Below are 26,014 nucleotides of genomic sequence, written 5' to 3'. Positions count from 1 at the left end.
CGTCTAAAAATTCTCTGTAATACGATCGTGAGCTTCAAGCATGAGATCGTTCGCCATAAGGTCAATGTTTTGCCTTCGGGCTGACAGATTGTAAAGAGGATCCACCGAGTTTACGCCAGCAAGCGTTACCTGAGGTGCTGCATAAGTACGCTCACCCGTGAAGCTTCCCGCCCACAACTGCGTACCATCAGCTTGTCTCACAACTTTGACAGTTACTGTCAGAAGAATACGATACTCTGATGCGACAACTGTTCCTTTAGGAAGAAAAGTCGAAGAGTCACCAGCTACTCGTTTTGCGCCAGGCAAATAACTGACATTGTCGATGGTTCCCATCACAGCCACTTCTGAAAGTGAGTTGTCCACAACACGTGCCACACGAGAGCGCTGAAATTCGTGAATCAAACCATTGGTAAACGCGACTTCAAGTCCCGGTTCTTGAGATTTATTTTTGAAAACTGGAACAGAAATCTGTTTGTACCCGCCCGGAATTGTTCTGCTGGCCACGCCCAAATGATAAGCACAACCCGAAAGAAGCTGTAGGCAAAGTAGAGAGAGAATCAGAATGCTGCGAGAGCCTTTAAATATTGCGTCCACCGACCCAGTTGAGTATAAATTAAGGAAGAGATCAAGGAAGAAAAATGACTACTTTCAATGATGAATACAGCTTGTTGGCGCCGGGTCCCGTAAACCTTCATCCTGAGGTGCGTAAAGCCTTGGCATTGCCGATGATTCATCATCGCACTCCTGAATTTGACGTGATTTTGAAACGCGTTTTAGAGGGCATTCGCCAGATTTTCCAAACGAAAGAAGATGTTTATCTTTTAAGCTGCACAGGTTCTGGCGGTATGGAAGCACTGCTCGTCAACGTGATCTCTCCGGGTGATAAAGTATTGGCAATCGTGTCTGGAAAATTTGGTGAGCGTTGGGCAGAAATGGCGAAAACATTTGGCGCCGAAGTTTCTATCATCAATGTTCCCTGGGGCGAGGCTGTAAAGCCTGAATCCGTCGCCGATCACTTGAAACGTTTCCCAGAGACTCGTGCGGTTCTGTGCCAGGCCTGCGAAACCTCGACAGCGGTCGCTCACCCGATCAAGGAAATTTCTGAAATCGTTTCCCAGCATTCTCAAACGCTGTTCCTGGTGGATGCGATCACGGCTTTGGGAGCCTATCCCCTGCCGATGGATGCGTGGAAAATTGACGGTTTGGTCGCGGGCTCACAAAAAGCCTTTATGCTTCCAACAGGCATGGCTTTCATTTCTTTTTCTAAAAAAGCTCAAGGCTATTTTGATTCGGCAAAATGCCCCAGATTTTACTATGACGTACGCAAAGAAAAAAAGGCCAATGCGGCTGGCGAAACTTTCTTTTCTTCGAATGTGGCGATCACTCGTGCCTTGGATGTGGTTTTAAATTTGATCAACAAGCAAGGCTTGGAAAGTTTGTTCCACACCATTCACCGCAGAGCTGAATTTACCCGTATTTTCGCTCAGAAATTGGGTTTCACTCTGTATGCAAAATCTCCAAGTGATTCAGTGACGGCCCTGGTCGTTCCGCAATCCATGGATGGCCAAAAAATTCGCTTGGAGCTTGAGCAATCCCACAACATCACGATCATGGGTGGCCAAGATCAAGCGAAGGGTAAAATTATTCGCGTGGGTCACATGGGATATATTCAAGATCACGAGCTTTTAAAGCTGATCGACAATTTGGGACAGGTTTTACGTAAGTTCGATCCAGGCTCTTTGACTCTGGAACAAATTTCCGTCGTGGTGGATGAAGGCAAACAGTGGTTGGAGCAAAATCCATGAAGAAAAAAATCTTAATCACAGATCGCTTCGCTCAAGATAGCTTCCTTTACTTACAACAGAATGAAAACTTCGAAGTCATTCGCAGCGACAGTCATATTCATCTGCCTTTGGAGCATTTGGTTTCTGCCCACGCTTTAATCATCCGCAGTCGCACTGTTATTAACGACGAGCTTTTACAAAAAGCCCGTCAACTGCAACTGATCATCACTTGCACCAGCGGCTTTGATCATATCGATCTGGCTGCCACCGAAAAATGGGGCATCACCGTGATGCACACTCCCACTGCGAACGTTCAATCTGCAGCGCAACTGACTTGGGGTTTGGTGCTTGCTTGTGTGAACAACCTTATTCCTGCTCAAAAAATGGTCAAAGATGGCGAATGGAAACGCGATCTCATCACAGGAATAGAACTTTCTGGTCGCACCTATGGAATTATCGGCTTAGGAAGAATTGGCTCCCGCGTTGCAGAGTTTGCTCAAGCTTTCGGCATGAATGTCGTGGCTTTCGATCCTTACGCTGCGGATGAAAATTTTGAGCGCTTGAACATCCCGCGTTTAAGCTATGAAGAAGTTTTGAAGTCAGCAGATGTTATAAGCTTTCACGTTCCAAAAACTTTGGAAACTGAGCATATGCTGGACCGTTCACACTTTGAATACATTCACCGCGGCATTGTTCTGGTAAACACGTCTCGCGGATCGGTTATTAATGAGAATGACCTGTGTGAGGCTTTAGGAAACGGCTGGTTGCGCTCGGTAGGCTTGGATGTCTTCGAGAAGGAGCCTCTTTCTAAGACGTCCAATTTGCTTGGTTACCCGAAAGTGGTGGTGACTCCGCACATTGGAGCAAATACGGAAGATGCGTTCTTTAAAGCGAGTCAGGTTGCAGCAAATAAGCTCATGGCCTTTTTTGTGGACGGCAGCACCTCTGACACTCTCCCGCCAAGAGCGCCTTGGTACGGGGCTACGCCTTTTGACAAATAGAAAATTTGACATTTAAACCCCGGCTTCCTATCGTCATGTCCCGGGCGCTCATCGCGCTTTTGAAGGGATCGAAGTATGTCAGGAATCGTGGTTGTCGGCGCTCAATGGGGCGACGAGGGTAAAGGTAAATTGGTCGACGTGTTTGCGGAAAAAGCAGACATGGTGGTGCGCTATCAAGGCGGCGCCAATGCAGGTCACACGTTGGTGGTGAATGGCCAAAAAACAGTTTTGCACTTGGTTCCAAGTGGTATCTTACGCCCAGACACGACTTGCGTGATCACTTCAGGCGTGGTTATCGACGTGTTCAGCATCCGCGATGAAATCAAACGCCTGATCGCAGGCGGTTACTTGCAAAATCCAAAACAGCTTTTGATTTCGGATACCGCAACGATCATCCTTCCTTACCACAAAGCCTTGGATTCAGCTCGTGAAGCAGCTCTTCAGGGTGGCAAAATCGGAACAACGGGTAAAGGTATCGGCCCTGCTTACGAAGACCGCGCTTCGCGCCGTGCGGTTTTGTTCGGCGATATCTTTGATCTAAAATCTTTGAAAGAAAAATTGGAACTGGCTCTGCGTGAAAAAAACTTCATGCTTGAGAACTACTACAAATCTTCCACTTTCAAATTGGATGAGTTGCTGACACAGCTAAAAGAAGTGGCTGAAGACTTGGCGCCTTACCGCGCGAAAGATACCTCCCTGTTTATTTCTAAAGCTTTGAAAGCCAACAAACGCGTGATGTTCGAAGGTGCTCAAGGAACGATGTTGGATATCCTGCACGGTACTTACCCTTACGTGACTTCTTCATCCACACTTTCCGCAAATGCTTGCGTGAGTGCGGGTGTGGGTCCTACCAACATTCAAAAAGTAATCGGTGTATTTAAAGCTTACACAACTCGTGTGGGTTCAGGTCCTTTCCCAACGGAACTTCACGATGAAGTGGGTCAAAAAATTCAGGCCGATGGTCATGAGTTCGGTGCGACCACTGGCCGTGCCCGCCGTTGTGGCTGGTTGGACCTGGTTGCCTTGAAATACGCGATCCGCGTGAACGGAATTACAAACCTGGCGATGATGAAGATCGACGTTTTGTCGGGTCATGACCGCATCGGTGTTTGCACGGCTTATAAAATCAATGGAGAAATCATCAACGAGCTTCCGACTTCTCCATATGAGCTGGAAAAAGTAGAACCTGTGGTTGAATGGATGACCGGCTGGAAAGAAGATTTGACGAAGGTTAAGACATTGTCGGACCTGCCTCGCCCAACAACGAACTTTATCGATTACGTGGGGTCGCAGTTAGGCACTCCGATCGATGTGATCTCCGTAGGTCCGGGTCGCGAGCAAACTCTATGGGTGAAACCATTGTTCAACAACTAGAGTTTATTTAAAAATCTAAATCAAAAAGCCCACCCTAAACGTGGGCTTTTTTTATATAACCGTCTCATTAAATTTCCCCCCCTGGATCCAGGGCCGTTTCATTTGAGAAGCACACAAGACTCCCCTATACTTAGGACTTCACGCCAACAACGGATTAAGGGGCACGGAATGGTGAAAGCGTCGCTGGTTGTTTTTATTCTGTCTAATTTACTTATGGGTTGCGCAGGCATGAAGGTCATCGATCCCAACAAGCCAGATACAAAAGGCACTTTGGCGGTAGACTGGTCCGGAGACACTCCGAAGCTTGTGGGCACCTATACATGCACGATGGTGGGCTCAAATGGCAAGAGAGTGTATGCGACAGCTAAGAGCGAAGCCGAGGCCCGTGAGGAAGCAATCGCCCGCTGTCAGGATCAGACTGTCATATCGTTTTGTAAAGTCGCGCGGATGTCTTGCGAAAAGAACTAAAGAATTCCCCTGCTCATCACAGGTTTTTTTTAATCTAGTTGTTAAGGCTACCTTGCAGGGATCTTTTCTTTGAAGAAAGTGGCGATGGCTTCTTTGGAATTGAGCTCTTCTATTGATTCAATTTTCAACTCCGACATTTTGATGATGACCAGATGGCCTTCTTTACGAGGCCATTCTTTAGTTGTCTCCCCGGTTTTGTCTAAAGCTAATTTGAAATTATACTTTTTCATTTTCGGAATCGCGAACATCTTAGAAACAAGCCCCGGCATTTTAGAAATGTCAGAGATAATGAGGGTTTTCGTCAGATCGAGCTTTGATGCATTTTCATTTAAGTACTCTGATAGCATCTTAGCAGCGTTCATATCACTACTAAAAAGAATCCATTTGGTTTCTTTATTTAATTCCGCCGGTTCTTCAAATTGATTTTGGATTTGGAACGCAGGCAGCGTTTCACCCGTAGTTAATGCAAAAGCCGGAACCGCAATGGCGATAAGGATGATGATTTGAGAAAGTAGTTTCATTTTATGTCCTTTGCTAAGAGGACAGTTTATTTGCAGATGTTTTTTTGTCTAGGTTTGATGCTTTAAAAAGCAGATGCAGAAAATAAAAAAACCGATCGTCAGATCGGTTTTAATACTACTTCGGCGGAGCCGAAGTGAATCAGGAACTTTTCGAAATCAGGCGAAGCGAAAGCGAAGCATGATCAGTGAGAAAAGTTGGCGTTCCCAAGGGGATTTGAACCCCTGTATCCTCCGTGAAAGGGAGGTGTCCTAGGCCCCTAGACGATGGGAACGTACAGGGAAAATCAAATGAACAAAAAATGGTGGCTCGCGATGGATTCGAACCATCGACCCCTTCATTAAAAGTGAAGTGCTCTACCAGCTGAGCTAGCGAACCACTGTCCGTTTGAGGAAGTGCTAATTTGTTCTAAGCGGGGGTTAAAGTCAATACGAAATCTTGCAGTATTTTAAAAATATTTAAGAGTTTTTTGGGGTGCGGCGAGAGTTTGCACAAGATCTCAGCAAAGCCGCGCGGAATATAGCTAAGCTCGCAATATCACTCCCTAAAAAGATGAATTTTTAGGCAATGTTTTCACTGCGAGCCCTAAATTTAGCCGAATTATTTTCCAAGAGTGCCGGGAACTCCGGTGAATAGAATTCCGATCGTCAAATAGGAACCAGAAAGATCGATATTATTGATATTGCTGCTGACAGTTCCAGCGCGATCGAAAGAATCAGGCTTATTGCTCTCCATACCCAACTCCATCACAAAGTAAATCCACTTGAAACCCACAGCCACCGAGGCTCCCGCGGCCGCGTATGGCGTGGCAAAGAAGGACCCACTGGCTTTTTTCGTTAAAGAACCATCTTCAGTCGCGGACTTAATGGTGTAAGTGGTGTTACTCCCTCCGGCCCCCGCAAAAGCATCAAGTCTGACAATATCGGTTTTTAGGAAAGGGAATCTTGCCAGAAACATGTACGTGTCCTGATCAAGCTTTGCCCAATAATCTGTGCTTGTGTTCGATGGATTTTCATCGTTACTCAATGTTCTGTGAGTATAGCGAATCCCCACATCCAGATAACGAAATGCTGGATAGACTATTTCGACACCATACTGAGTGATGTTTTCAACTTTCTTCATGTTTTGCGATTCAAGCGAGGTATTTAAATCTGAAGGTGACACTGCCGTGGAACCGATGAACAGCCTTCCGTTCACAGGTATTTCATTAGCAGCAAATGAGAGGTTTGCAGAAAGCAAAAGGATAGCGAGCGCGAACATAGATTTGATTGTTGTCATACAAAAAATGCTAAATGTTCTTTGTCAGATATTCAAATGTCCTAAATACGATGCCTTCCTTAGTCCCGATTTATTGCGTTTCGAAAAGAGTTATCTAGAAATTACTCGCAAAATAGCTCGACTAACATCATCGGGTTTCTCCAGTGGAAGGTAATGTCCACTCTCCTCTATCACCTGAAAGTCCGAGCGGGAGATCGCTTCGTGAAAGGTCTTAAGAGAGTCATAAGAGACCACACGATCTTCCCTGCCGGCAATAATGGAGATGGGAAATTCAAGAGCATCCAAAGCCTCAGTTAGATCTTCGCGGTGCAAGGTCGCACGCATTTGGTTCACATACATCTCGGATGTATAAGCGCGACTCATTTCGATGATCGCCTCCACAACATGGAGATTTTTTGCTGACTCGGGATGAATGAATTTGGCGACTTCTTTTTCCGACATGCCTTTGTACTGCACATTTAAAAGCATCTCGGCCATTTTCATGCGCGTGGTGATGTCTCTTTGACTTAACGCCCCCACGTTTGCGGCAATCAAAGTCAGAGACTCGATACGCTCTGGAAATCTGGTCGCAAAAAGTTCGGCAATATACCCGCCCATGGAAAAGCCCACCAGATGGAAGCGAGAATCTGCCAATTTTTCAATTTGCCCGAGCATGTCTTCCAGGGTTTTGCAGAATTTAAAATCAATGAGATGCACCGGACCAGCAAAGGAATGAATGGCCATAACATCTTGCCACAGTCTGGGATCACATAGGAACCCATGCAGGCATACCAGGGGTGTTGATTGATTTTTATTCACTAACGGCCTCCATGCGGCATTCTCAATTAAAAATAGCAAGGCCCCGGAGTCTACACAATGATCACGGTCACTTTTCAAACAGAAATATTTTGACTGGCACATCTCAAAGGAGGACAACCCCTACCATGCGCTTGGGATTCAGTTTAACCTTACTATTCATCTCTCTTTTATCGCAGCCTCCTGCTGAGGCAGTTACGCGCATCGCATTTCTGGAAACTTTTAACTCCCGCGGTGAGCGAGTTGAATACGAGCCCGGCGCTCGTTTCTCTCATACGGCCATTCAATTTGATGATATAGCTCCCCTTTGGCTGAATGCTTATCCTGGCGAAGGCGTCGCGGTGATTAGCGAAGAGCGCTTAAATCAGCACGGCACGATCACCGCGATCGTCGAAGTCACACCTGAATTGAATGCCACGCAGATCACGCAGTACTTGGGTTTGCCTTTTGATTTTTGGTATTCCTGGGATGACAGCGCGATGTATTGCTCTGAAATCATCGGTAAACTTTTAAATGTCCCCACTCACCCGATGATCTTTAATAAAAAAGTTTGGCCAAAAAATTATTGGGACCTTGATGGGACGCCGGGATTGTCGCCGGACTCTTTATATCGTTGGGCTTTGGATCATCAAAAAGTCTCCGATGAAAATTAATCCTGGGCCCGTTTTTCCTTCTGCTTTTCGATTTCTTCAATAATAGATGTAATGTGTTCGTGCGAGGCTTTAAAGTCTTCGTGTACTTGATCTAACAGCTCATCCGACATTTCTTCCAAATCAATCAAGGAATTACGAGCCCCCGTTGTGGCGCGAATCAATTCATCCAACTTTAAGTGAATGGCCCGAGCATCCCGATTTTGGGTATTTTGAATTAAGAATACCATAAGAAAAGTGATGATCGTGGTTGTCGTGTTTATCACCAGCTGCCAGGTGTCTGAAAAATGAAAGAGCGGTCCACACATCGCCCACACAACAATACCAAGAACCGCGATAGCAAACGCTCCGGGCGTCCCTACCCAATGTGCAATTTTATTTGAAACCTGGCGAAAAAGCTCATTCATAGCGAAAGTTTGCCAGCAACCATCGCTGCTGACAAATTAAGAATCATTTTCCCTCGAACATTATTAATACACGTGGGCGCTATCGCTGGACTTTTCAGCTGTCGAAAGCTTTTTTGCCGCTTCTTGCTTAAGGGAATTTAGCATCGCTTCAGAATAGTATTTCCCGTCTCTGATAACAGCGTTGATTTTATGAAGATTCGTAACGCTGACAATTGGGTTTGCATCAAGCAAAACCAAATTCGCATCTTTGCCGACTTCCACAGTTCCCATTGTGGAGCGCTTACCCAAGAATTCTGCTCCATTTAAAGTTGTCATCTGCAAAACTTTTAATGGCGACAATCCGGCTTTCGCTAAAAGATCGAACTCTTGATGCAAAGAAACTCCAGGCACGACCCACATGCCACCCACATCAGTTCCCGTCATCATTTTCACACCCTGCTGATCAAATAGTTTTACCAGCTTCATGTCCATCGCACCCAACTGACGAAGAGTTTCGCGAGCCACCGGTTTTACAGTTTTAGTAAACTGCTTAGAAACTCCATCCCAGTATTCGCGCATCCCGCGGGATACGTACTGAAGGTTTGCAGAGTTCGTGTATTCGGCTTTATCGGCCTGTTGCATAGTGACGTTACGAATCAACGTCGGCACATGCCAAGTTTTGAAATTCGCAAATGTCTCGGCAACTTTTTTACATTTTGAATCACTATAGGTATCAATGATCGTGCGGGTTTTCAAAAAGGCATTTTGATTGGCCATCAAACGCACCAACAAGGGATTTGCGACCGTGAGCTTACCGACTTCTGCTGACATGTTCACTGTCGCTTCAGAACCAATGGCTTTACGAACACTGGCTTCATTAGTGGAGCAACTGATCAACACCGAATCAACAGGCCCTAGATGCTCGATCGAAAGCATTCCTGCTTTCGATGCTTGAACCGCATCAACCCCTGCCGGGATATGACCTGCGAAATACTCCCCCTCTTTTTTAGCTTCCGCCAAAGCCGCAAAAAATACATTTGGAGCCACATCGACAACTTTAATAAAGTCGGCACCTTCAGAGCGCTGTTTTCGAACAAGTTCCACAGCCGTATCTGGAGAGCTTGCATTCGAACGTAAAAGGACCGGACCTGGCATTCCTAAAAGCTCCGGAGAGTCTTCGGAGAATTTCAACTTACCGTCTTTACGTTGCAAAAGCATTTCGTCAGTTCCGGACATCTGACGATAACCCGTGATGCCGTGTGCGAGCATAATGGCCCCCATCTCGGCAGATGAGGAATCATCCAGGATATGTGCATGCATATCCAAATATCCCGGAACCAGATATTTTCCCGTCGCATCGATGATACGCTTGCTACCCTGTTCCCCCACGGCTTCGACAGAAATAATTTTTGAGATTTTTCCCGAGTCAATCATCACCGCCATATTCGGCAGCAACTGACCATTTTGTGTGTTGACGATGGTCACACCTTTAAGAACGATACTTTCGTGGATTTTTTTTTGGGGCGCATTGGAAGAAGTCGAAGTGGAACCACCCCCTGCGCAGCCAAGCAAAGTTCCCGTTAATAATGTGCTTACTAGAATCTGGGTCGTTGTTCTTTTTTTCATAAGAAAAACGATAGCCCTAATTTCAGCCTTTGATAAGAATTTTTGCGACTCCCAAGACGCCATCCACCATAATCTGGATTCCCACACAAAACGTCAAAAATCCGCTGAATTTGTTTGCCACCTGAAGTGCCTGCAGATTTAAACGGTCCAGAATAGTTGGAGTCAGTGAATAACAGGCAAAAATGATCAGAGCCAAAATCACGCACGCGACGGAAGTCGCAAGAAGGTTGAACATATGGATGGCGTGATTTTCATGATAACTATTCGCACTTAACGCCATCAGAACAGAGATCGTCCCACCACCCGTAGTCGTTGGAAATGCCAGCGGATAAAACAGCATTGACTTCAAAGATTTATTACGAGCGGCATTGTCATTGTCCACGACTTTTTCTTGATCCTCCTGGGGATCGGTCGCTGACAAAATTGAAAAACCCATGCGCGCAATCAACATGCCCCCGGCAATCTGCACCACAGGCACCGAGATTCCGAAAAGCTTAAAGAAAAACCCACCCAGCAAGGTAAAGGTAATGCAAATTCCCAGGCAATAAATCGCAATGGCTGCCGCCGATTGCATACGGCGCCTGGTGGAAAGTCCTTTTAGAAAGGGTCCAACGATAAAAGCAGTACCGAAGGGATTCACCGGTGGAAACAAAGCCACCAGACAAACGAAAACATAATGATAGAAGGAAGCAATAGAAATAGAATTCATTGAACAAACGTTATCGTAATTCTGAAGCGCCCGCAAGTCTCAGCGTCACTCAATATTTGGGAAAAGCAATCGCACCGTGGTTCCAGAAACGTCGTGTTTACTGTGGTGCCGAGATTGAACTTCAATACGGCCGCCAAATAGTTTCATATACTCTGAAATCAATGAAGTTCCCAGACCGGTACCCGATTCATTGACTGTACCACGATGGCTGACAATTTTTTTACTGAAGAAAATCAAATCAATTTCTTCTGGCAAAATGCCCACACCCTCGTCAGTGATCTGCAAGATGCGGAAGGCGCCTTCCTCCAACACCTCGAATGACACTTTTTTATGTTCGTCACTGAACTTAATGGCATTCGAGAATATATTTGAAAGCACCTGATTCAACAACGCCGAACGATCCGCGCGAACCTTCAGATTGGCAGAAATATTCACTTCCGCCGTTAAATGCTTTTCACGCAACTGCCAAGAATAGTGATTCACCAACTCTTCACAGACGGATTTAAGATCCACCAACTCCATCTCGGCATGCTCACGGAAGATGTGAAAGACTTCTTCGTGACGAACCGCTTTTAAAATCTGAATCAACTGTCCTGTTGAATTATGAATACGGTCCAGATGAATATCAGCAGGTCCTGATTCGACGTGGGACTTTAGCATTTCTGAGTGATACAGAAGACCCGATACAGTATTTGCCACATCATGGGATAACACTCGAACCAAGCGATGATATCGGTCCTTATCCTCTGCCGCGCGCAAGGCACGGCGCTTTTGCTCGTCTAAGACACGAATTTTATAGGCAAGCCCCAGGGATAGCACCACCATTTCACCAAGGTTCGCAAATAGCAGCGAATACTGCGTGAAAGTACTGTTGGGAATAATGCCATAGAATGCCGCAAGCCAAACGAAGGTTCCAAGCAAAACCACCACCCAGCTAAATAGGAAATATGTCGCCAATTGATGAGCGTGCCGCAGCAACATATAAAAGCCGCAAAAAATGAAAAATAAAATCGCCGCAGCAATGGCAATATCAATCCAGAATCCCAGGAAAAACAGCTCGCGGTGCTCGGGGACCACAAAACTCCCGATCAGCGGAACTGCAGCCAGACATTTAAAAATCCGAATGCCATTAAAACCCAGTTTGAACTCACGGGTGATTCCTAAAAACCGTTCGACAAAAAAACAGGCGGATAGCAGTGTCAGAGAGGAAAAGAACATCAAATAATTCGAAAAAACGATGAAACGATTTGGTAAAAGATAGGTGTCCACCACACCGTGCAGAACCAAGGCTGTGGCACCAAAACTTCCCGCAAACAAGGAGTAAAGCAGATAATCCTTTTCGGTCGTGAACACACCCAGCAGAAAATTATAAAGAACCAGGGCGACAATTCCACCTATATAGAAAAAGAAAATCATCCGTGCGGAGTTTTCCTGCTTTAAAAAATCACTTTCATCTGTCAAAAAGACTTTGGAGTTCAACGCATGGTGAATGTCGCGCTTAATATAAAAGACTCCATTTTCCTGAGGTGCCAATTGAATTAGAAATGCTCCAAGGCGTGAGGGATAAGCTCTTTCTTCCAAAGGATATCCCGGTCCTGAATAAATGGGGCGATACTTCCCATCTTGCCACAAAGTCAGGCGTCCTATTTGAGGTGAATCAAAATACAAAATCTTTTGTAAAGGTTCGTCACTGGAATTTTGAATGTGAATTTGAAACCAGGGATCTTTATCGGAATAAACCTGAGTCAGAGTACCGGTTGATAAAGTATTAAACTCGATGGTCGAAAAATCGCTGACGCCGGGAGAAGACATCCCGAGCCTGACATTGGAAGTTAAATCCCATGACGAGGCTCGAGCAGAAAAAGCCAGGAAAACCAGCACCCACAGAATGAAAACTCTTCCTAACTTTGCCATCCTCGAAAATTATCCAACTGTCGTTTTACACTGGTCAAGCTGGATCCCAACATTGCTTAACTTGAAATAAATACGACTTTCCTCCAGAGAAAAAACTCTCGCTGGCTGCAAAGAAACACCAAAGACCACTCGAAACTAATAAGCTTTTAGAATCATCATATAGTTATCATATGTAAAGAGGAGGACATCATGAAACCATCAATAAAAGACACGGCTGGTAAAATGGGATGGATCTTTCTGTGGCTGATTGGAATTCCAGTTCCGATCCTTTTGATACTCTATTTGATCAGGGGATGTACTTAGATCCAATTAAATACTAGCGACGGAGGATTCATCGCCCGACGGGGCCAATTCCACTATTTTTTGTTTTAATAAGGGCAGATCTAAAGGCTTAGGCAGGTGAGCTTGAAACCCGACCGACAGGGCTTTATCCACATCTTCTTTGCCAACATAAGCTGTCAAGGCTATAGCAGAAGTCAAAGGCAAGCCCTTTTCTTCTTCCCACTCCCTGAGCTTACTTATCAGGGCATATCCATCTAAAACCGGCATTCCGATATCGCAAATGATGACATCGTATCCATCTCTTTTTGCCATATCCAAGCCTTGCTGTGGGTCACTTGTCCCTTCAACGTTAGCTCCTGACTTTTTTAGCAGATGTTTTAATAGATTGAGGGAGTCTTCCGAGTCATCGATTGCTAATAAATGCATTCCTTGCAAGTTTTGATTTGCCACAGGTCTATCGGATTCAACCGATTTTTCTACCGGATGTGAATCCACCGCACGAACCTGTTGAATAGGAACGTGAATCGTGAACCGAGCACCTTTATTTCTTCCTGCACTGAAAACTTCCACCGTCCCGCCGTGGAGTTCAACAATATGTCTGACAATTCCTAATCCCAGCCCCAATCCCATGTGCTGTCGCGTGATAGCCGAATCTTCCTGCCAGAATCGATTAAAAACATCCTCTTGATTTTCGGCAACAATACCCACTCCATTGTCTTCAATGGAAAATTCAAAGACGTCATTTACTTTGCTTGCGAAAATCTTAATGGTCCCACCCAAAGGAGTGAACTTTACGGCATTTGAAACCAGATTCCAGATTACCTGGCGCATACGATCTCGATCGCCCCACATTCTTCCCAGATGAGGTGCCACATGCATTTCCAAATTAATTTTTTTGGCTGCCAGGGCGACGCTTAGCGATTCAATACTTGAGTCAATCATTTCATCCAACGCATAAAAGTTCAGATCCAATTTCATTTTTCCGGTAATAATACGGGACATATCTAATATTTCGCCAATCAGCCGCGTCTCGATTTTTAGATTGGCATCAATAATCTGCAATGCATTGAAATATTCTTCAGACTCCGGTTGGGCATCACGAAGTATTTCCAAATATCCCGCTATTACATTCAATGGAGTTCGTAACTCATGGGAAAGAGTCGCCAAAAACTCATCTTTCTTTTGGTGAGCCTGTTTTAAACTTTCAATTTTCTGCTGAAGAAGCTTTTCCAAATAGGCGTGGGTCACAACTGACGACAAAATATTGGCGACAGCTTTTACAAATTCAATCTCATCGAATTTGAAGGTTCTCTCGCGGTGATCATAGATCATCATAACAATGGGCGGACTGTCGACATCCCTCGTGGTGATCACGACATTTATACCGGACTTCAATCCCGATCTAAGTAAATTCTCCTTCTGCTTCTCCATGCCCAAAAATTCAAGTTCACTGAACAAAAACGGAACTCCATCGCGCGGTCGCTGCGCCAACGATTCCTTTCCACCTTCCGGTGGTTCCATAAATTGAACGTAATCGACCAACAAAGCATTGATCAGGACTTCCCGACAGCGCAGCTTCACTTTTTCAATATTAACTTCTTTCAAAGAGAATTGACTGAGCTCGGAAAGCAAAGCGGTTTGATGCAACTGATGTTTAATTTTTATTTCGGACTCTTTGCGCTCTATGGAACTTAAAATTGTGCGCGCAAGAAGCTCAGATGACAGGTGCGCCTTATTCAAAAAATCAGAGGCCCCATCTTGTGCCGCTTTAATGGTACTACTGCGATCGTCTAAAGCGGATAAAACGATGACCGGAGTTTCACTGGCGACCTTACTGACTCGTGGCAGGGTCTCCATAAAACTACTGTCCGGCAAATGCAAATCCAACAAAACTGCATCGAATTTTCTCTCGCCTAATTGTTCTAGCCCCTTCGAAAGAAATGACTCTCTCGTAACAACAATGCTCATTGAATCAATACGACGCAAGTGACGCTCAACTATTTCAGCGTGCTCGTCATTGTCCTCGATCAATAAGATACTAAGTCGTTTAGGGGCTGGTCTCACTCAACCTCCTGGCCGGAACAGACGCATCTTTTTTTTCCGTTGCTGGGATATTCCAAAAACCCCAATATCTGATGATTTCATCTGTCAAATCCTTAAAGCTGCTGAGCTCTAGCGGTTTGACTAAATAGCTATTGGCGTAAAGTTCATAAGCTTTGGTCCGATCAGACTCCGCATCCGAAGTCGACAAAATCACCACGGGTATTGAATGCAGAATTGGATCTTCTTTTATATACTGCAAAACTTCATGCCCGTCTTTTTTGGGAAGCTTTAGATCCAACAAAATAAGATCCGGAAGTTTTCTTGTTTCCTCTTGTTTTTTTTGTTCCAGGTACTCAATAGCTTCGGCTCCATCTTTTGAACGTTCCACCTTGCTGCTCGAAGCTGCCCTCGCCAGCAGGCGTACGACAATTCCCGCATGATCATCATCATCTTCAATCAAGTGAATTGCTAAGGATCTAGGTTCATTGTGCTCAGTGGATTCCATCATGGTTCTCCTTGGGGAACGTCGGATTTTTTGGAAAACTCACCCAAAATGTTGCGCCCTGGCCGGGTTCGGATTCAACCCAGGCGTGCCCCCCATGCAAACCCATTATTCGAGAGACAATCGTCAAACCAACCCCCGTCCCTTCCTTTTGATTATCTAAACGCTGAAAGAGGGCAAAAATCTTTTTATGATATTGCGCAGGGATTCCGGGGCCATTGTCTTTGACGCCGACCTGCCATTCACTCTCCGTTTCCTTATAAAGGATCTCGATCACATTGTGATCATTCAGTGCTGCATACTTTAAACCATTAATAATCAGATTTTCAAAAACCTGGGCAATACGTTTAGGATCCCCTTGAACCACTGGTAGATTTTCGGGAACAATTAAATCTGTTATTCTTTCTGCAAGTTGATCACGCAAATCTTTTTTTATTTCATTGATTAATTGAGACAAATTAATTGAGGATACCCGTAGTTCCATGCGCGAGGTGCGTGAAAGCTGTAAAAGGTCGTAAATCAATTCATGCATCTTTTTATTGGCTTTCTCAACCCGTTCCAATGAATCCATTAAGTCTTTATATCTTCCCGCCTGAAGATCTTCTCGCAAAAAAGAAATATATGAACTGCTTGTGACCAAAGGTGCCTTCAGATCATGGGAAACCGTATAAACAAATTGCTCCATCTCAAGATTTTTTTGCTGCACCTCTTCGTAAGCCTTAATCAACATCAAATCTAATTTTTTTCGTTCCGTAATATCTACGACAGACGCAACGACGAAATTTCCCTGTTCGGTCGCAAGAGGATTTAAACCAATTTCAACCGGAATCTCACTTCCGTCCTTGCGCACGCCACGAAGGTCTCGTCCGGCACCCATTTGACGTTTCGAGGGATGTTCAAAAAATCCGCTGCGCAAACCAACATGATTTGTCCTCACTTCGCGCGGCACAAGAATCTCAAGGCTTTGTCCAATCAATTCACCATTGTCATAACCAAACATTTTTTCCATCTCTGAATTACACATCAGAATTTCACCACGGATATCGACAACGATCAGTCCGTTAGGAACCGAATCCACGATAATATTGAATTTTGTGTTGTCGGATTTGAAATTGATGTTTTCGGTGCGAGCAACAGATTCTCTATTAGTTTCCATGAATCGTCTCCTGTCATATAAATTGACAGAGGAATTTTTCGCCCGCCAGTTACAATGTCTGGCTCCTAACAAAATACACAATCACTTATTTAATTTAATTACACATTCTATTGAAATCCCCGGATCACATTGTCAGAAGATTTCTCCATTTCCCGACGCATGCCTTCGACCATAATCAATTGCGAAACGCGCAGATGTAAAAGTTGCGCATCGAAAGGCTTTTCAATAATTTCAACCCCTCCCAAGCGCGCCGCCTCCGACTGCAATTCCAAAGACGGGTTCCCAGTTTGTATAATGGCAACAGTGTTCATATTTTTTTCTTTCGCATGCGCAACCAAGGCAATACCAAAGCCGCCTTCGATATTTTGATCTGTAACAATGACGTCAGGTTGTAAGGCTATAAGGATCTCCAAAGCCTTTTCAAAGTTCGTTGTGAATTCAACCCTTTGAAAAAGGTCCTTCAAAGAATCGACGATCATCTCTCCCAGGTCCCGATCATCCTCGACCACCAGGAGATTCATTTTCTGCGGCATATGTTGCATCCTTTAAGGAGTTACACACTAGATTGATCTGAACACTTTCACTTTGCAACCGGAGTACAAATGGATTTTAACAAAATGCTGTTCGCGGAAAAAAGTAAATTGAATGAGCATGTATTGATACACTGGATACGCTCTTCTCAGACACCTCTCTCCTTTGCGCCCGCGATGAGTTTCTTCGTCCTGGGATTCAAGGATTTGCTCTTAAATCTGGAATATCCCCAAGCCACCACAACTTTGGAAAAAGCTGTCAATCATCACTGCAAAGAAGACTTGGAACACTGGCAACTTTTTTTAGAGGACTTAGAAACTTTGAATATCGGCCAAAGTGCCTGGGGTACAAAGACCACCACAGCTCTTCGGCAAATTTGGTCCAACGACAATTGGCGTGTACGTCAGGCAACTTATAAGCTAATGTCACTAACGTTTCAAAAAACCAGCCCCGGTGTGCGTCTCCTGATGATCGAATGCCTGGAGCTCGCCTTTGCGGTATTTATTGAAGCAGTTCGGGCCTCTGATTCACATTCACCGGAAGCACTGAAATACTTTGGTGATCATCACTTCTTTGAGGAAGCCAGCCATGCTCAAGGCAGCTGGATCGATGAGACACATCAGTTAAACCTAAATGAATTAGATTTAACCCCAGAGGAGACTAAAGTTGCAGCCATGATTGTGCTGGAGGTTTTTGAGTGGTTCCATTTGATGTTTACGTCCTGGTACAAACAGCGCGCGATCTTTACAACTCCCTCTCCCGTCGTTCCGAAAGAAGCGGTTGCTGCACGACCAAAGGAAATCTAACACGCATACAAACCCCCACGGTGCGCGAAAACGATGGGTCCTTGTAGCTCGTTTTAAATTCGATACGCCCATTCATCATATCCACATAGGCCTTCACCAAAGGAAGGCCAAAACCCGTTCCTTTTTCGTTATGAAGCCCAATACGAGTCGTAGCCCCACTGAAAGAGAATATTTTCGGGGCGATGTTTGCTGGGATTCCAATACCGAAATCTATAACTTCGATATAGACATAGCGAAAATCATCGCTGAATCTGACGACAATTTCTTCCCCGCGCGGAGAGAATTTGATCGCATTACTGATCAGGTTGCCAATAATCTGAGCCTGCAATAACTGCGAGTCAATCATCACCGCTGATTGTGGATTTTTGCGCTCATCCATAAAGCGCACCGTCAAATTTTGCGCAGCCAATTGCTCGGCATAATATTGAACGGCGTTGTGGGCGGCAATCGCAGGATCTGCCACTTTCAGATCCAAATTCTTTTTACCTGAAGTGACCGCTTGAAGTTCACGAACTTTTTCAATCGTCGTCATGATATAGCGCAAGGATTTGCTAAGTCTTTGCATCACCGGGGCATCGCCGTCTTCAATTTTATTTAACGACATCATCGCCGTGGTGACGGGAGTCGCAAGATCGTGAATTAAAATGGAAATCAGAGCCTTATTGCGATTATCCAAATCAACCAGCTCTTTGGTTTGCTTGGTCACTTCCCCTTGTAAACGACCACTGTACTCCGCCGCCAACTGCCATAAAAGGAAACTGGGAAAAAAGATGGAAAACGCGAAAGTTAACAGAAAGGCAAACGTAAATCCAAAGACCGCGCCGGTTTCACTTTGTCGCAGGAACGGATAGTCCAGATAGTGAATGGCCAGCAAGACTAAAAGCAAAGCAAGAATTTTAAACCCCTTGGTGTCCCCACGGGACTCCTTGGCGTTACGGGCTTTCAGCGCAGCACAAAGAAGCGGCATTGCAATCGCAATGGCAGAAAAGATCGAAGCAAAACGGAAGGAATGAGTAAGGCGTAACGTGACAAGCCCCAGAATCACCAGTGTCACCGGTATGGTATAAACCCAGGAGCGCCGATCGGGTTTTACTAAAAGAGCCGATGTGATTTCGTAATAGACCCAACTAGCCAATAAATAAAAACTAAATGCTAAAAGCATTTTATAGTCGTAACCCACGAACTGGCTTTGCAGGAAAAAGTTAATCGAAGTGATCACCCAGCTTAAAGTAATATAGCCAAAGATGCGATTCCCATGGATGTACCAGAGGGCGGCAGAGGTTAAGACATTCACCAGCATGGTGCCGGAAAAAACCAGGACAACAATGTATAAGTTTGGGCTCATACAACCAGTGTACGCGTCAGAAACTCCCTACCCAAATGAATTCAAACTTCCTTAAGGGAGTGATGTCAAAGGCCACCCTCAACAAAACCGAATTGGGAAATACGTTTTAGTTGAGAAAGATTACGGATCACCACGACTTTTCCTTGATGCTGCTCGCGACTCAAAATTCGCAAAAGCTCGGGTCGCATTAAGCGGTGCACGTTACCGATGGTTTTATAAAGTTTCTTGGTGTGTTCCCAGGAAAGCTCTGAACATCCCAGGGGCAATTCTTTACGTGGAGACCAGAGGTTTTGAATTTGGCGTTTTGTCGCCCACCAATAATGACGCCACAACGGAAAATCGATCAAAACAATTTTATCAGCCAACTGAAAACGCTTTTCGATGATATCCAAAGGACCATATCCATCGATGATCCAGGTCAGTTGATTTTGAATATCGGACAAAAGAGCAATAGATTCCTTATGAGGTCGAATCTTCATTCCCTCCACAAACTGGATAGAATCCACATGCGTGATTGGAATGTGATAAAGCTGTGCTAATCGACGCGACAATACAGTTTTACCTGCTCCCGCATTTCCGATCACTGCAATTTTTCTTGGTGTTCCTGTCATGGATTGATCTTTAACAAATAGTTCAGGCAGCGGTCAACGTCTCCCCCTTTCCCTTTTATTCTTGAGGATCACAACAGGAGGTTTAATATGGAAAGAAAAGCATCGGTTCAATGGAAGGGTAATATTCAACAGGGACTGGGTGAGATCTCCACTGAAAGTGGCGCTCTTAATAAAACACCCTATTCCTTCGGTCGTCGTTTCGGAACCGAAAAAGGGACAAATCCCGAGGAATTGATCGCCGCCGCCCATTCCTCCTGTTTTGCGATGGCGTTTAGTGCTGCTTTAGGCCAAAAAGGATTCAACGCAGAGACTATCAACGTCAACGCCGCTGTTAGCATCGAAAAAAATGGCAGCGACTGGGTGATCACTCATTCCAACCTAGTGTTGCGCGCTAAAATTCCGGGTATCGATCAAAACCAATTTAAAACCATTGCCGAAGATGCCAAAAACAACTGCCCGGTTTCCCGTTTGCTTGATACAGAAATCTCTTTAGATGCAACACTTGACGAAGGTGAAATGCGCGCCACACACTAGATAAATGATAAAAGAAAAGCATTTTTACCCGACATCAAAAAATCTTGCCAAAGTCTCGACTGGGGAAGCCAAGGAAGTTTCAAACAAGGCTTTAAAGTCAGAATTTGAATTGATCAGTGAAAAACTCGGACGCGTGCAGGAGTTGATTTTTGCAGAATCAAAGCACAAGGTTTTGATCATTTTGCAGGGGCTGGACACGTCGGGTAAAGATGGCACCGTTAAGCACGTTTTTTCTGCCACAAATCCTCAAGGATTGCGTGTTGTGTCCTTTAAAAGACCGACTGAAATCGAAATGCGCCACGACTATTTGTGGCGCGTTCACAAACAGACTCCGGAGCGCGGGGAAATGGTGATTTTTAACCGCAGCCATTACGAAGACCTGATCGTGCCTTTGGTTCATAAAACCATCCCACTTAAACAAGTTAAAGATCGCATTTCCGATGTGAATGCCTTTGAAAAAATGCTGGTTCGTGAAGGTGTCACCATTTTAAAGTTCTTTCTGCATATCAGCCGCAAGGAACAGGCATTGCGGCTGCGCGAGCGAATCGAAAACCCCGAAAAGCACTGGAAGTTTGAACTGAGCGATTTAACAGAAAGACGCCATTGGAGCGATTATCAAACAGCCTACGGTGAAGTGATTCAGGACACTCACCACACCGACCGCCCCTGGTTTATCGTACCGGCAGATGATAAGAATTTAAGAAATCTTATTATCTCCTCGATTTTGCTCGAAAGGCTGGAAAAACTAAATCCGGTCTTACCAGTCTTTGACGGAAAAACTCTGGCGAAAATTAAAAAGGAACTGAAACATCTTTAAGGACTTGGCTCGAAATAGTTGGGCAAAGGCTTTTGTGGTTTTTTCAGGTGATGTTCGTAATCGGCGATAAGCTCTTCCACCTTGCGATAGTCAATCCGCTGCAAAGCTTGCTCGACTTTGAGATTTTCCAAATCACGCCCCACGGTCATAAAGGCTGCGACCCGATCATCTTCATAGTAAATCACCGCAAAATCGTCTTTGCCCGGATCACCTAAAAGTTCCATGCGATCAAAACGATCAGAAAAACCAATATAACAGACGATTTTGTCATACTGCTGAGTCCAGAAAAACGGCACATCCAGATATTTACTTCGAGCTCCCAGCATATTGGAGGCAACAACCTGACCGTGACGTTCAGCGACCTCCCAATGTTCCACACGGATGGGACGCAGACTGCGAGGGTCCGGCCATCGCGCGATATCTCCGGCGGCATAGATTCCGGGAACACTGGTTTCTAAATATTCATTCACCAATACACCTTGCTCAATCTCACATCCAGCTTGTCGAGCCAACGATAAATTGGGTTTAATCCCCACTCCCACGACAACAAAATCACAGGCAATAGTCGAACCATCATCCAATATCACAGAGTCTTCTTTGACTTCCTTGACAGTTTTTCCCAAATGAAAATGCACACCATGGGATTCATGGGCTTTTTTCAGATAGCTTCCGACGTGAATTCCCAAAGTTTTCATCAAAGGCATTTCTTCAGGAGCAATAACATGAACATCAATACCCCGCTGCTTTAATGAAGCCGCAACTTCCAGACCAATGAATCCTGCTCCCACCACCGCCACGGATTTTGATTCCCCACATTTCTCAATAATGCGACGGCAGTCTTTCAAAGTTCTAAGCATGAATACATTCTTGCTTTCTATTCCCACAATCGGTGGTGCAATAGGCTCCCCTCCTGTTGCCAGCAAAAGTTTATCAAAGTAAAGCGTGCGACCATCTGACAACTGCACCGCCTTTTGATCCACATCAATCTCAACGGCAGAAACATTGAGATTGAGCTGAATTTTATTTTTATCAAAAAACGAACTCTTTATAATCGGCAACCACTCTTCAGGGGCCGTGCCGGCCAAATAGTCTTTGGATAAATTTGGACGATCGTAAGGAAGTGAATCATCATGACTGACCATTTGAATGGTCCCGGCAAATCCCTGACGACGAAGCATCACTGCGCAAGCCGTGCCAGCAGCACCAGCACCGATGATCACGATGTGCTGACTTTCAGTTCCCCGCAATACCGGGTGAGGAATGGTTTTTTTGCCAGTCACAAAAACCTTGTCATCACGGACTTCCGTGCTCCAACATGAAAGCGGAACAAGAGCAGGCGCTTTTTCAGCCTCGCCTGTTTTCACATTGAAGCTGGAATGATGCCAGGGACAGTGAATATGATGACCGTAAAGGAGTCCTTGATTTAACGGCCCTCCGTAATGGGTGCAGTTAGCACCGATGGCGTAGACCTCGCCCTCCACCTTTACTAAAAGAACCGCCTTATCACCAACGTGTCCCAACAGAGTTTCTCCATCTTTCAGAACTTCAGCTGAAACACCTTTGGTAAAATCAGGGCCGGAAACCTGCGCACTTGTTCCCATGAAGTGACTCCTTTTTTGTCAGTTCCAGATTACTTTAGACTTCTTGTTGTAAGGACTTGAGCAAAGCTTCACATCGTTGCGAAAAAGCACCAACCAGACCTGTATCATTGTGAGAATCTGCCGGACCAGCGTCGGGAAATCGTTAATATTCGGCTCGTATTTTCCGAAATAGAAATGATGATATTTATTCCGACGGGAGTCGGAGTGTAAGCGGAGGCGCAAGTTGAAACAGTGGATGAAAAAGCTGGTTGATCAGTTGGACATGGACTGGGGCTCTGAGGGTCACGCTAAAACCAAAAGTGACCATAAGCCAACGTTATCCGAAGATCGCGCGACGTTGTTGTACATCTTGGATGTCTATAACAAAAACTTATTCGAAGTGCAAAATCACTCGATTCGCAAAGTGCGCGCGAAGCTGGATACCGTTGCCAAAGAGCTCATGACTTTGGAAGGTGAAGAACTGGAAAGCGCTCTTTTCCGTTTCCGTCAGTTCATTTCAAGCTATCGTATTGATGAAACGACCTACGTGCAAAACACCTTTGATGATTTTAAGCGCATCATCTGGGACTTCGCAGATAATCTTGGTGAAGAGGTCGCTGCCGAAGCCACATCTGAAGGGCAAGTGAACAACAGCCTGGCACAACTGCGTGAGGCCGTAGAATCAAATTCTATTGAAGACTTGCGCGCAAAATCCCGCGAATTTATCGATTTTTATTTAAAGCATCAAACGTCTTCGAACGAACGCCGTTCAAAACGTATGGAAACGGTTAAGAAAAGCCTTTCCACAGTAAAAAAGCAATTGATGGAAGCAAATCGCACCATGCGCTCTGACCATTTAACAGGAGCCCACAATCGTAAAAGTTTCGATGAGCAAGTAAAACGCTACATCCAGATCAATCAGCTGGACCACGATCCGGTGACGATGCTGCTATTCGATATCGACTTCTTTAAAAAAATTAACGATGCCTATGGCCATGATATCGGAGACTTCGTTCTTCAACAATGCGTGCGCCTGCTACAAGAAAGCTTCGCCCGCGAAGAAGACTTCGTAGCCCGCCTGGGCGGTGAAGAATTCGCTGTGATCCTTCCTGGCTGTGACACCCAACAAGCGATCAAAATGGTCGATGAATGCATGGCAAGAATCCGCAAGGAAGTTTTTGTTCACGGAAACCTAGAAATCCGCTTTACAGTGTCTTTAGGAATAGCCCAACTTGAAGCCGGAGAAACTCCCGACGGCTGGTATAAAAGAGTCGACGAGGCCCTTTATGCCTCGAAACAAACGGGCCGCAACAAATACACTGTCGCAAACCCTCCAGGAATCAAAAGAGTCGCATAACTCAAAAAAAAGGCCGGTACAAACCGGCCTTTTTTATTTCAACATTTAAGCAAACGAAATCGGCCACACCGTCTTCTCAAGCAAGATGCGAGCAAAATCCTCAAGTCCCTTCACATCTTCCAAATCAAAACGATTCAAATGAGGCGAATCAATATCAAGCACACCCAACAGACGATCCCCCAAGACTAGTGGAATCACAACCTCGCTACGCGACCGAGCATCACAAGCTATATGCCCCGGAAACTGATGAACATCCGGCACTAGCTGACTTTGTAAAGTCTGCGCAGCAGTCCCACAAACACCCTTCCCCATCTTAATACGAGTACAAGCCGGCAGGCCTTGAAATGACGAAAGCAAAAGCTCCCCATTATGGTTCAGGTAAAAACCAACCCAATTAATCTCCGGCAAATGCTGATTCAAAAGCGCAGAAAAATTAGCCAAATTAACAAACCACTCCCGCTCCGCAATACCCGCAGCTTCAGAATTCAATTCTTTATAAAACTTAACTTTATCCTGATAAGAAATACGAACAGTAGATGCTTCCATACCAGCCGTTCTACCACAATCTCCAAGAGAATGAACAACGCAATTACGAAATTGAAGGCCCCCTTGGAGCTGGCTTAGGCACAGCCGACTGGGGATGCCCACGAAGCGACCTCCGTGGGCGCCACGATGGCGCGCACCCGCCGCTGGCGGGCCACGGCTGAGCCCGGATGGCGTGTCGCGAAGTGAGCATCCCCAGGCGGATGGGACTAAGACAGATCCAAGGGGGACTTCAATCCCCGCGATAAAGACTGTTCCATCATAAGCAATTCTAGGGGTCGAAAAAGACGAACTTATGAACCCCTGTATAAAAGTTGTCTATGTATGTCGCCTTTTAGACACCTGAAACGCCCTCAGACCCTGTATAGCGATTTCTAAACACAAGTGACAAATCTCCGGATGAGACCGCATTAGATTTGCTTATACCTGGCCCGCCAAATGCAATGTCCCTATTCACGGGGGCAGACATGAGATCACTTAACTTACTTCAGAAATCATTTTTTGGAATTCTCTCAGCAACACCATTTTTATGGTCTTCCGTTGCTCAACCCCGCACGACCGACCCTGATAAAGACATCGTCATCGCAATCATCGACACCGGAATCGATGTCAATCACCCACTTATTAAAGACAACTTGTGGGTGAATCCCAAAGAAAAAACCAATGGCTTAGATAACGATGGCAACGGATATGCCGGGGACCTCCATGGATGGAATTTTGTTTCTGAAAATAGCGATGTCAGTGACAGTCACGGGCATGGCACGCATATCGCGGGTATTATTCGCCAAAGGACCCTGTCTTCGCGAGTGAAATTCATGGTCTTAAAATATTACGATCCAGAACAAAGTGGCCGAGTCAACTTGCTCAATACCGTTCGTGCAATTCGGTATGCGATCAAAATGAAGGCCGATATTATCAACTACTCCGGCGGCGGGGACACACGCAGTGCTCTGGAAGAGCAGGCTATCCGTGAAGCTCAAGAGAAAGGAATTCTCTTTGTCGCTGCCGCCGGTAATGACGGTCGTGATACCGATAAATTGGGTTACTATCCTGCTGGCTATAAGCTTAAAAATATTATCTCTGTCGCAGCCATGGATTCGGATCGTCATCTTATCGACAGCAGTAATTATGGTTCGCAAAGTGTAGATATCGCGGCCCCGGGCAAGAACGTATACTCTTCCCTGCCCGGTGGCCAATTTGGGATGATGACAGGAACTTCGCAGGCGACGGCTTGGGTGACCGGACTTGCTGCCGCCCTCATGTTGCAAAACCCAACTTTGCGCGATCCTGAATTGATTAAATTGAAATTAGAAACAGAAGGTATTCGCGATCGGTCCTTGGCAGGCAAGCTGAAATCCAACGTCAGGATTACCGCTTTACAGAATGATATCTCAAGCCTATAA

Annotated in this window: 26 protein-coding genes and 2 tRNA genes; 10 read left to right on the top strand and 18 right to left on the bottom strand. The window is 45.3% G+C overall.

The features are described from left to right. Positions 1-3: 3 nt before the first annotated feature. On the bottom strand, positions 4-594 hold the full coding sequence (locus HW988_RS07180; protein WP_181606850.1) for an LptE family protein: 591 nt from the start codon (positions 592-594) through the stop codon (positions 4-6). 44 nt (positions 595-638) lie between these two features. On the opposite strand from HW988_RS07180, the gene HW988_RS07175 reads away from it, so the two are divergent. The 4 genes from HW988_RS07175 to HW988_RS07160 all read left to right on the top strand — a co-directional run bounded on the left by HW988_RS07175 (position 639) and on the right by HW988_RS07160 (position 4,627). Next, positions 639-1,805, top strand: coding sequence for an alanine--glyoxylate aminotransferase family protein (locus HW988_RS07175; protein ID WP_181606849.1), 1,167 nt, complete (start codon positions 639-641; stop codon positions 1,803-1,805). Further along, positions 1,802-2,785, top strand: coding sequence for a D-2-hydroxyacid dehydrogenase (locus HW988_RS07170; RefSeq protein WP_181606848.1), 984 nt, complete (start codon positions 1,802-1,804; stop codon positions 2,783-2,785). The genes HW988_RS07175 and HW988_RS07170 overlap by 4 nt, the downstream gene beginning before the upstream one ends. Positions 2,786-2,860: 75 nt before the next feature. Further along, on the top strand, positions 2,861-4,159 hold the full coding sequence (locus HW988_RS07165) for an adenylosuccinate synthase (protein ID WP_181606847.1): 1,299 nt from the start codon (positions 2,861-2,863) through the stop codon (positions 4,157-4,159). Positions 4,160-4,327: 168 nt separating this feature from the next. Beyond that, positions 4,328-4,627 carry a hypothetical protein gene (locus HW988_RS07160; RefSeq protein ID WP_255490255.1) on the top strand — a complete coding sequence of 100 codons (300 nt, stop codon included), beginning with the start codon at positions 4,328-4,330 and terminating at the stop codon, positions 4,625-4,627. Positions 4,628-4,674: 47 nt separating this feature from the next. Here the strand turns inward: HW988_RS07160 and HW988_RS07155 are convergent, their stop codons facing one another. The 5 genes from HW988_RS07155 to HW988_RS07135 all read right to left on the bottom strand — a co-directional run bounded on the left by HW988_RS07155 (position 4,675) and on the right by HW988_RS07135 (position 7,222). Further along, on the bottom strand, positions 4,675-5,148 hold the full coding sequence (locus HW988_RS07155) for a hypothetical protein (RefSeq protein WP_181606846.1): 474 nt from the start codon (positions 5,146-5,148) through the stop codon (positions 4,675-4,677). A 196-nt stretch (positions 5,149-5,344) separates the two neighbouring features. Further along, positions 5,345-5,420, bottom strand: a tRNA-Glu gene (locus HW988_RS07150). A gap of 28 nt (positions 5,421-5,448) precedes the next feature. Beyond that, positions 5,449-5,524: transfer RNA gene (locus tag HW988_RS07145), tRNA-Lys, on the bottom strand. Positions 5,525-5,746: 222 nt separating this feature from the next. After that, positions 5,747-6,424 (bottom strand): hypothetical protein, encoded by a 678-nt coding sequence (locus HW988_RS07140; protein ID WP_181606845.1) that lies wholly within the window; start codon positions 6,422-6,424, stop codon positions 5,747-5,749. A 90-nt stretch (positions 6,425-6,514) separates the two neighbouring features. Next, positions 6,515-7,222 (bottom strand): alpha/beta fold hydrolase, encoded by a 708-nt coding sequence (locus tag HW988_RS07135; protein WP_181606844.1) that lies wholly within the window; start codon positions 7,220-7,222, stop codon positions 6,515-6,517. Between the two features lie 125 nt (positions 7,223-7,347). Here HW988_RS07135 and HW988_RS07130 point away from each other — a divergent pair, with 125 nt between their 5' ends. Beyond that, on the top strand, positions 7,348-7,872 hold the full coding sequence (locus HW988_RS07130) for a YiiX/YebB-like N1pC/P60 family cysteine hydrolase (RefSeq protein WP_181606843.1): 525 nt from the start codon (positions 7,348-7,350) through the stop codon (positions 7,870-7,872). On the opposite strand, the gene HW988_RS07125 is transcribed toward HW988_RS07130, so the two are convergent. The 8 genes from HW988_RS07125 to HW988_RS07090 form a co-directional block, all read right to left on the bottom strand. Beyond that, on the bottom strand, positions 7,869-8,276 hold the full coding sequence (locus HW988_RS07125; RefSeq protein ID WP_181606842.1) for a low affinity iron permease family protein: 408 nt from the start codon (positions 8,274-8,276) through the stop codon (positions 7,869-7,871). The genes HW988_RS07130 and HW988_RS07125 overlap by 4 nt on opposite strands. 63 nt (positions 8,277-8,339) lie before the next feature. Beyond that, on the bottom strand, positions 8,340-9,881 hold the full coding sequence (locus HW988_RS07120; protein WP_181606841.1) for an amidohydrolase family protein: 1,542 nt from the start codon (positions 9,879-9,881) through the stop codon (positions 8,340-8,342). 22 nt (positions 9,882-9,903) lie between these two features. After that, positions 9,904-10,590, bottom strand: coding sequence for a MarC family protein (locus HW988_RS07115; protein WP_181606840.1), 687 nt, complete (start codon positions 10,588-10,590; stop codon positions 9,904-9,906). Positions 10,591-10,635: 45 nt separating this feature from the next. Next, on the bottom strand, positions 10,636-12,504 hold the full coding sequence (locus HW988_RS07110) for a sensor histidine kinase (RefSeq protein ID WP_181606839.1): 1,869 nt from the start codon (positions 12,502-12,504) through the stop codon (positions 10,636-10,638). 309 nt (positions 12,505-12,813) lie between these two features. Next, complete coding sequence (locus HW988_RS07105; protein ID WP_181606838.1) at positions 12,814-14,850, bottom strand: response regulator; 2,037 nt, start codon at positions 14,848-14,850, stop codon at positions 12,814-12,816. Continuing rightward, positions 14,834-15,289 carry a response regulator gene (locus HW988_RS07100; RefSeq protein WP_181606837.1) on the bottom strand — a complete coding sequence of 152 codons (456 nt, stop codon included), beginning with the start codon at positions 15,287-15,289 and terminating at the stop codon, positions 14,834-14,836. The genes HW988_RS07105 and HW988_RS07100 overlap by 17 nt, the downstream gene beginning before the upstream one ends. 31 nt (positions 15,290-15,320) lie before the next feature. Beyond that, positions 15,321-16,487 (bottom strand): ATP-binding protein, encoded by a 1,167-nt coding sequence (locus HW988_RS07095; protein ID WP_181607655.1) that lies wholly within the window; start codon positions 16,485-16,487, stop codon positions 15,321-15,323. A 107-nt stretch (positions 16,488-16,594) separates the two neighbouring features. Then, complete coding sequence (locus HW988_RS07090; protein WP_181606836.1) at positions 16,595-17,020, bottom strand: response regulator; 426 nt, start codon at positions 17,018-17,020, stop codon at positions 16,595-16,597. A gap of 69 nt (positions 17,021-17,089) precedes the next feature. On the opposite strand from HW988_RS07090, the gene HW988_RS07085 reads away from it, so the two are divergent. Next, entirely contained in the window at positions 17,090-17,824 is a 735-nt protein-coding gene (locus HW988_RS07085) for a hypothetical protein (RefSeq protein ID WP_181606835.1), read from the top strand. Here the strand turns inward: HW988_RS07085 and HW988_RS07080 are convergent. Next, positions 17,763-19,169, bottom strand: a complete 1,407-nt coding sequence (locus tag HW988_RS07080; RefSeq protein ID WP_181606834.1) for a sensor histidine kinase KdpD — start codon at positions 19,167-19,169, stop codon at positions 17,763-17,765. The genes HW988_RS07085 and HW988_RS07080 overlap by 62 nt on opposite strands. 65 nt (positions 19,170-19,234) lie before the next feature. Then, entirely contained in the window at positions 19,235-19,780 is a 546-nt protein-coding gene (locus tag HW988_RS07075; RefSeq protein ID WP_181606833.1) for a hypothetical protein, read from the bottom strand. Between the two features lie 87 nt (positions 19,781-19,867). On the opposite strand from HW988_RS07075, the gene HW988_RS07070 reads away from it, so the two are divergent. Continuing rightward, on the top strand, positions 19,868-20,314 hold the full coding sequence (locus HW988_RS07070; protein WP_181606832.1) for an OsmC family protein: 447 nt from the start codon (positions 19,868-19,870) through the stop codon (positions 20,312-20,314). Between the two features lie 4 nt (positions 20,315-20,318). Next, positions 20,319-21,131, top strand: a complete 813-nt coding sequence (locus HW988_RS07065) for a PPK2 family polyphosphate kinase (protein ID WP_181606831.1) — start codon at positions 20,319-20,321, stop codon at positions 21,129-21,131. On the opposite strand, the gene HW988_RS07060 is transcribed toward HW988_RS07065, so the two are convergent. Beyond that, positions 21,128-22,732 carry an apoptosis inducing factor family protein gene (locus tag HW988_RS07060; RefSeq protein ID WP_181606830.1) on the bottom strand — a complete coding sequence of 535 codons (1,605 nt, stop codon included), beginning with the start codon at positions 22,730-22,732 and terminating at the stop codon, positions 21,128-21,130. The two genes, HW988_RS07065 and HW988_RS07060, sit on opposite strands and share 4 nt — an antisense overlap. Positions 22,733-22,955: 223 nt before the next feature. Between HW988_RS07060 and HW988_RS07055 the strand changes: the two genes are divergently transcribed. Next, on the top strand, positions 22,956-24,068 hold the full coding sequence (locus tag HW988_RS07055; RefSeq protein WP_181606829.1) for a GGDEF domain-containing protein: 1,113 nt from the start codon (positions 22,956-22,958) through the stop codon (positions 24,066-24,068). Positions 24,069-24,113: 45 nt separating this feature from the next. Here HW988_RS07055 and HW988_RS07050 read toward each other — a convergent pair whose 3' ends face one another. Continuing rightward, positions 24,114-24,614, bottom strand: a complete 501-nt coding sequence (locus HW988_RS07050) for a GAF domain-containing protein (RefSeq protein ID WP_181606828.1) — start codon at positions 24,612-24,614, stop codon at positions 24,114-24,116. Between the two features lie 464 nt (positions 24,615-25,078). Here HW988_RS07050 and HW988_RS07045 point away from each other — a divergent pair, with 464 nt between their 5' ends. Then, positions 25,079-26,014, top strand: coding sequence for a S8 family peptidase (locus tag HW988_RS07045; protein ID WP_181606827.1), 936 nt, complete (start codon positions 25,079-25,081; stop codon positions 26,012-26,014).

It is taken from the genome of Bdellovibrio sp. KM01 (assembly GCF_013752535.1).
Taxonomy (GTDB): domain Bacteria; phylum Bdellovibrionota; class Bdellovibrionia; order Bdellovibrionales; family Bdellovibrionaceae; genus Bdellovibrio.
The sequence above is the reverse complement of the archived record's forward strand: the minus strand, read 5'-3'. Positions and strand labels throughout refer to the sequence as shown.

Coding starts and splice junctions, on each gene's coding strand:
- HW988_RS07175 (WP_181606849.1), top strand. CDS start 639: ATGACTACTTTCAATGATGAATACAGCTTGTTGGCGCCGGGTCCCGTA.
- HW988_RS07170 (WP_181606848.1), top strand. CDS start 1,802: ATGAAGAAAAAAATCTTAATCACAGATCGCTTCGCTCAAGATAGCTTC.
- HW988_RS07165 (WP_181606847.1), top strand. CDS start 2,861: ATGTCAGGAATCGTGGTTGTCGGCGCTCAATGGGGCGACGAGGGTAAA.
- HW988_RS07160 (WP_255490255.1), top strand. CDS start 4,328: ATGGTGAAAGCGTCGCTGGTTGTTTTTATTCTGTCTAATTTACTTATG.
- HW988_RS07155 (WP_181606846.1), bottom strand. CDS start 5,148: ATGAAACTACTTTCTCAAATCATCATCCTTATCGCCATTGCGGTTCCG.
- HW988_RS07140 (WP_181606845.1), bottom strand. CDS start 6,424: ATGACAACAATCAAATCTATGTTCGCGCTCGCTATCCTTTTGCTTTCT.
- HW988_RS07130 (WP_181606843.1), top strand. CDS start 7,348: ATGCGCTTGGGATTCAGTTTAACCTTACTATTCATCTCTCTTTTATCG.
- HW988_RS07125 (WP_181606842.1), bottom strand. CDS start 8,276: ATGAATGAGCTTTTTCGCCAGGTTTCAAATAAAATTGCACATTGGGTA.
- HW988_RS07120 (WP_181606841.1), bottom strand. CDS start 9,881: ATGAAAAAAAGAACAACGACCCAGATTCTAGTAAGCACATTATTAACG.
- HW988_RS07115 (WP_181606840.1), bottom strand. CDS start 10,590: ATGAATTCTATTTCTATTGCTTCCTTCTATCATTATGTTTTCGTTTGT.
- HW988_RS07110 (WP_181606839.1), bottom strand. CDS start 12,504: ATGGCAAAGTTAGGAAGAGTTTTCATTCTGTGGGTGCTGGTTTTCCTG.
- HW988_RS07095 (WP_181607655.1), bottom strand. CDS start 16,487: ATGGAAACTAATAGAGAATCTGTTGCTCGCACCGAAAACATCAATTTC.
- HW988_RS07090 (WP_181606836.1), bottom strand. CDS start 17,020: ATGCCGCAGAAAATGAATCTCCTGGTGGTCGAGGATGATCGGGACCTG.
- HW988_RS07085 (WP_181606835.1), top strand. CDS start 17,090: ATGGATTTTAACAAAATGCTGTTCGCGGAAAAAAGTAAATTGAATGAG.
- HW988_RS07080 (WP_181606834.1), bottom strand. CDS start 19,169: ATGAGCCCAAACTTATACATTGTTGTCCTGGTTTTTTCCGGCACCATG.
- HW988_RS07075 (WP_181606833.1), bottom strand. CDS start 19,780: ATGACAGGAACACCAAGAAAAATTGCAGTGATCGGAAATGCGGGAGCA.
- HW988_RS07070 (WP_181606832.1), top strand. CDS start 19,868: ATGGAAAGAAAAGCATCGGTTCAATGGAAGGGTAATATTCAACAGGGA.
- HW988_RS07065 (WP_181606831.1), top strand. CDS start 20,319: ATGATAAAAGAAAAGCATTTTTACCCGACATCAAAAAATCTTGCCAAA.
- HW988_RS07060 (WP_181606830.1), bottom strand. CDS start 22,732: ATGGGAACAAGTGCGCAGGTTTCCGGCCCTGATTTTACCAAAGGTGTT.
- HW988_RS07050 (WP_181606828.1), bottom strand. CDS start 24,614: ATGGAAGCATCTACTGTTCGTATTTCTTATCAGGATAAAGTTAAGTTT.
- HW988_RS07045 (WP_181606827.1), top strand. CDS start 25,079: ATGAGATCACTTAACTTACTTCAGAAATCATTTTTTGGAATTCTCTCA.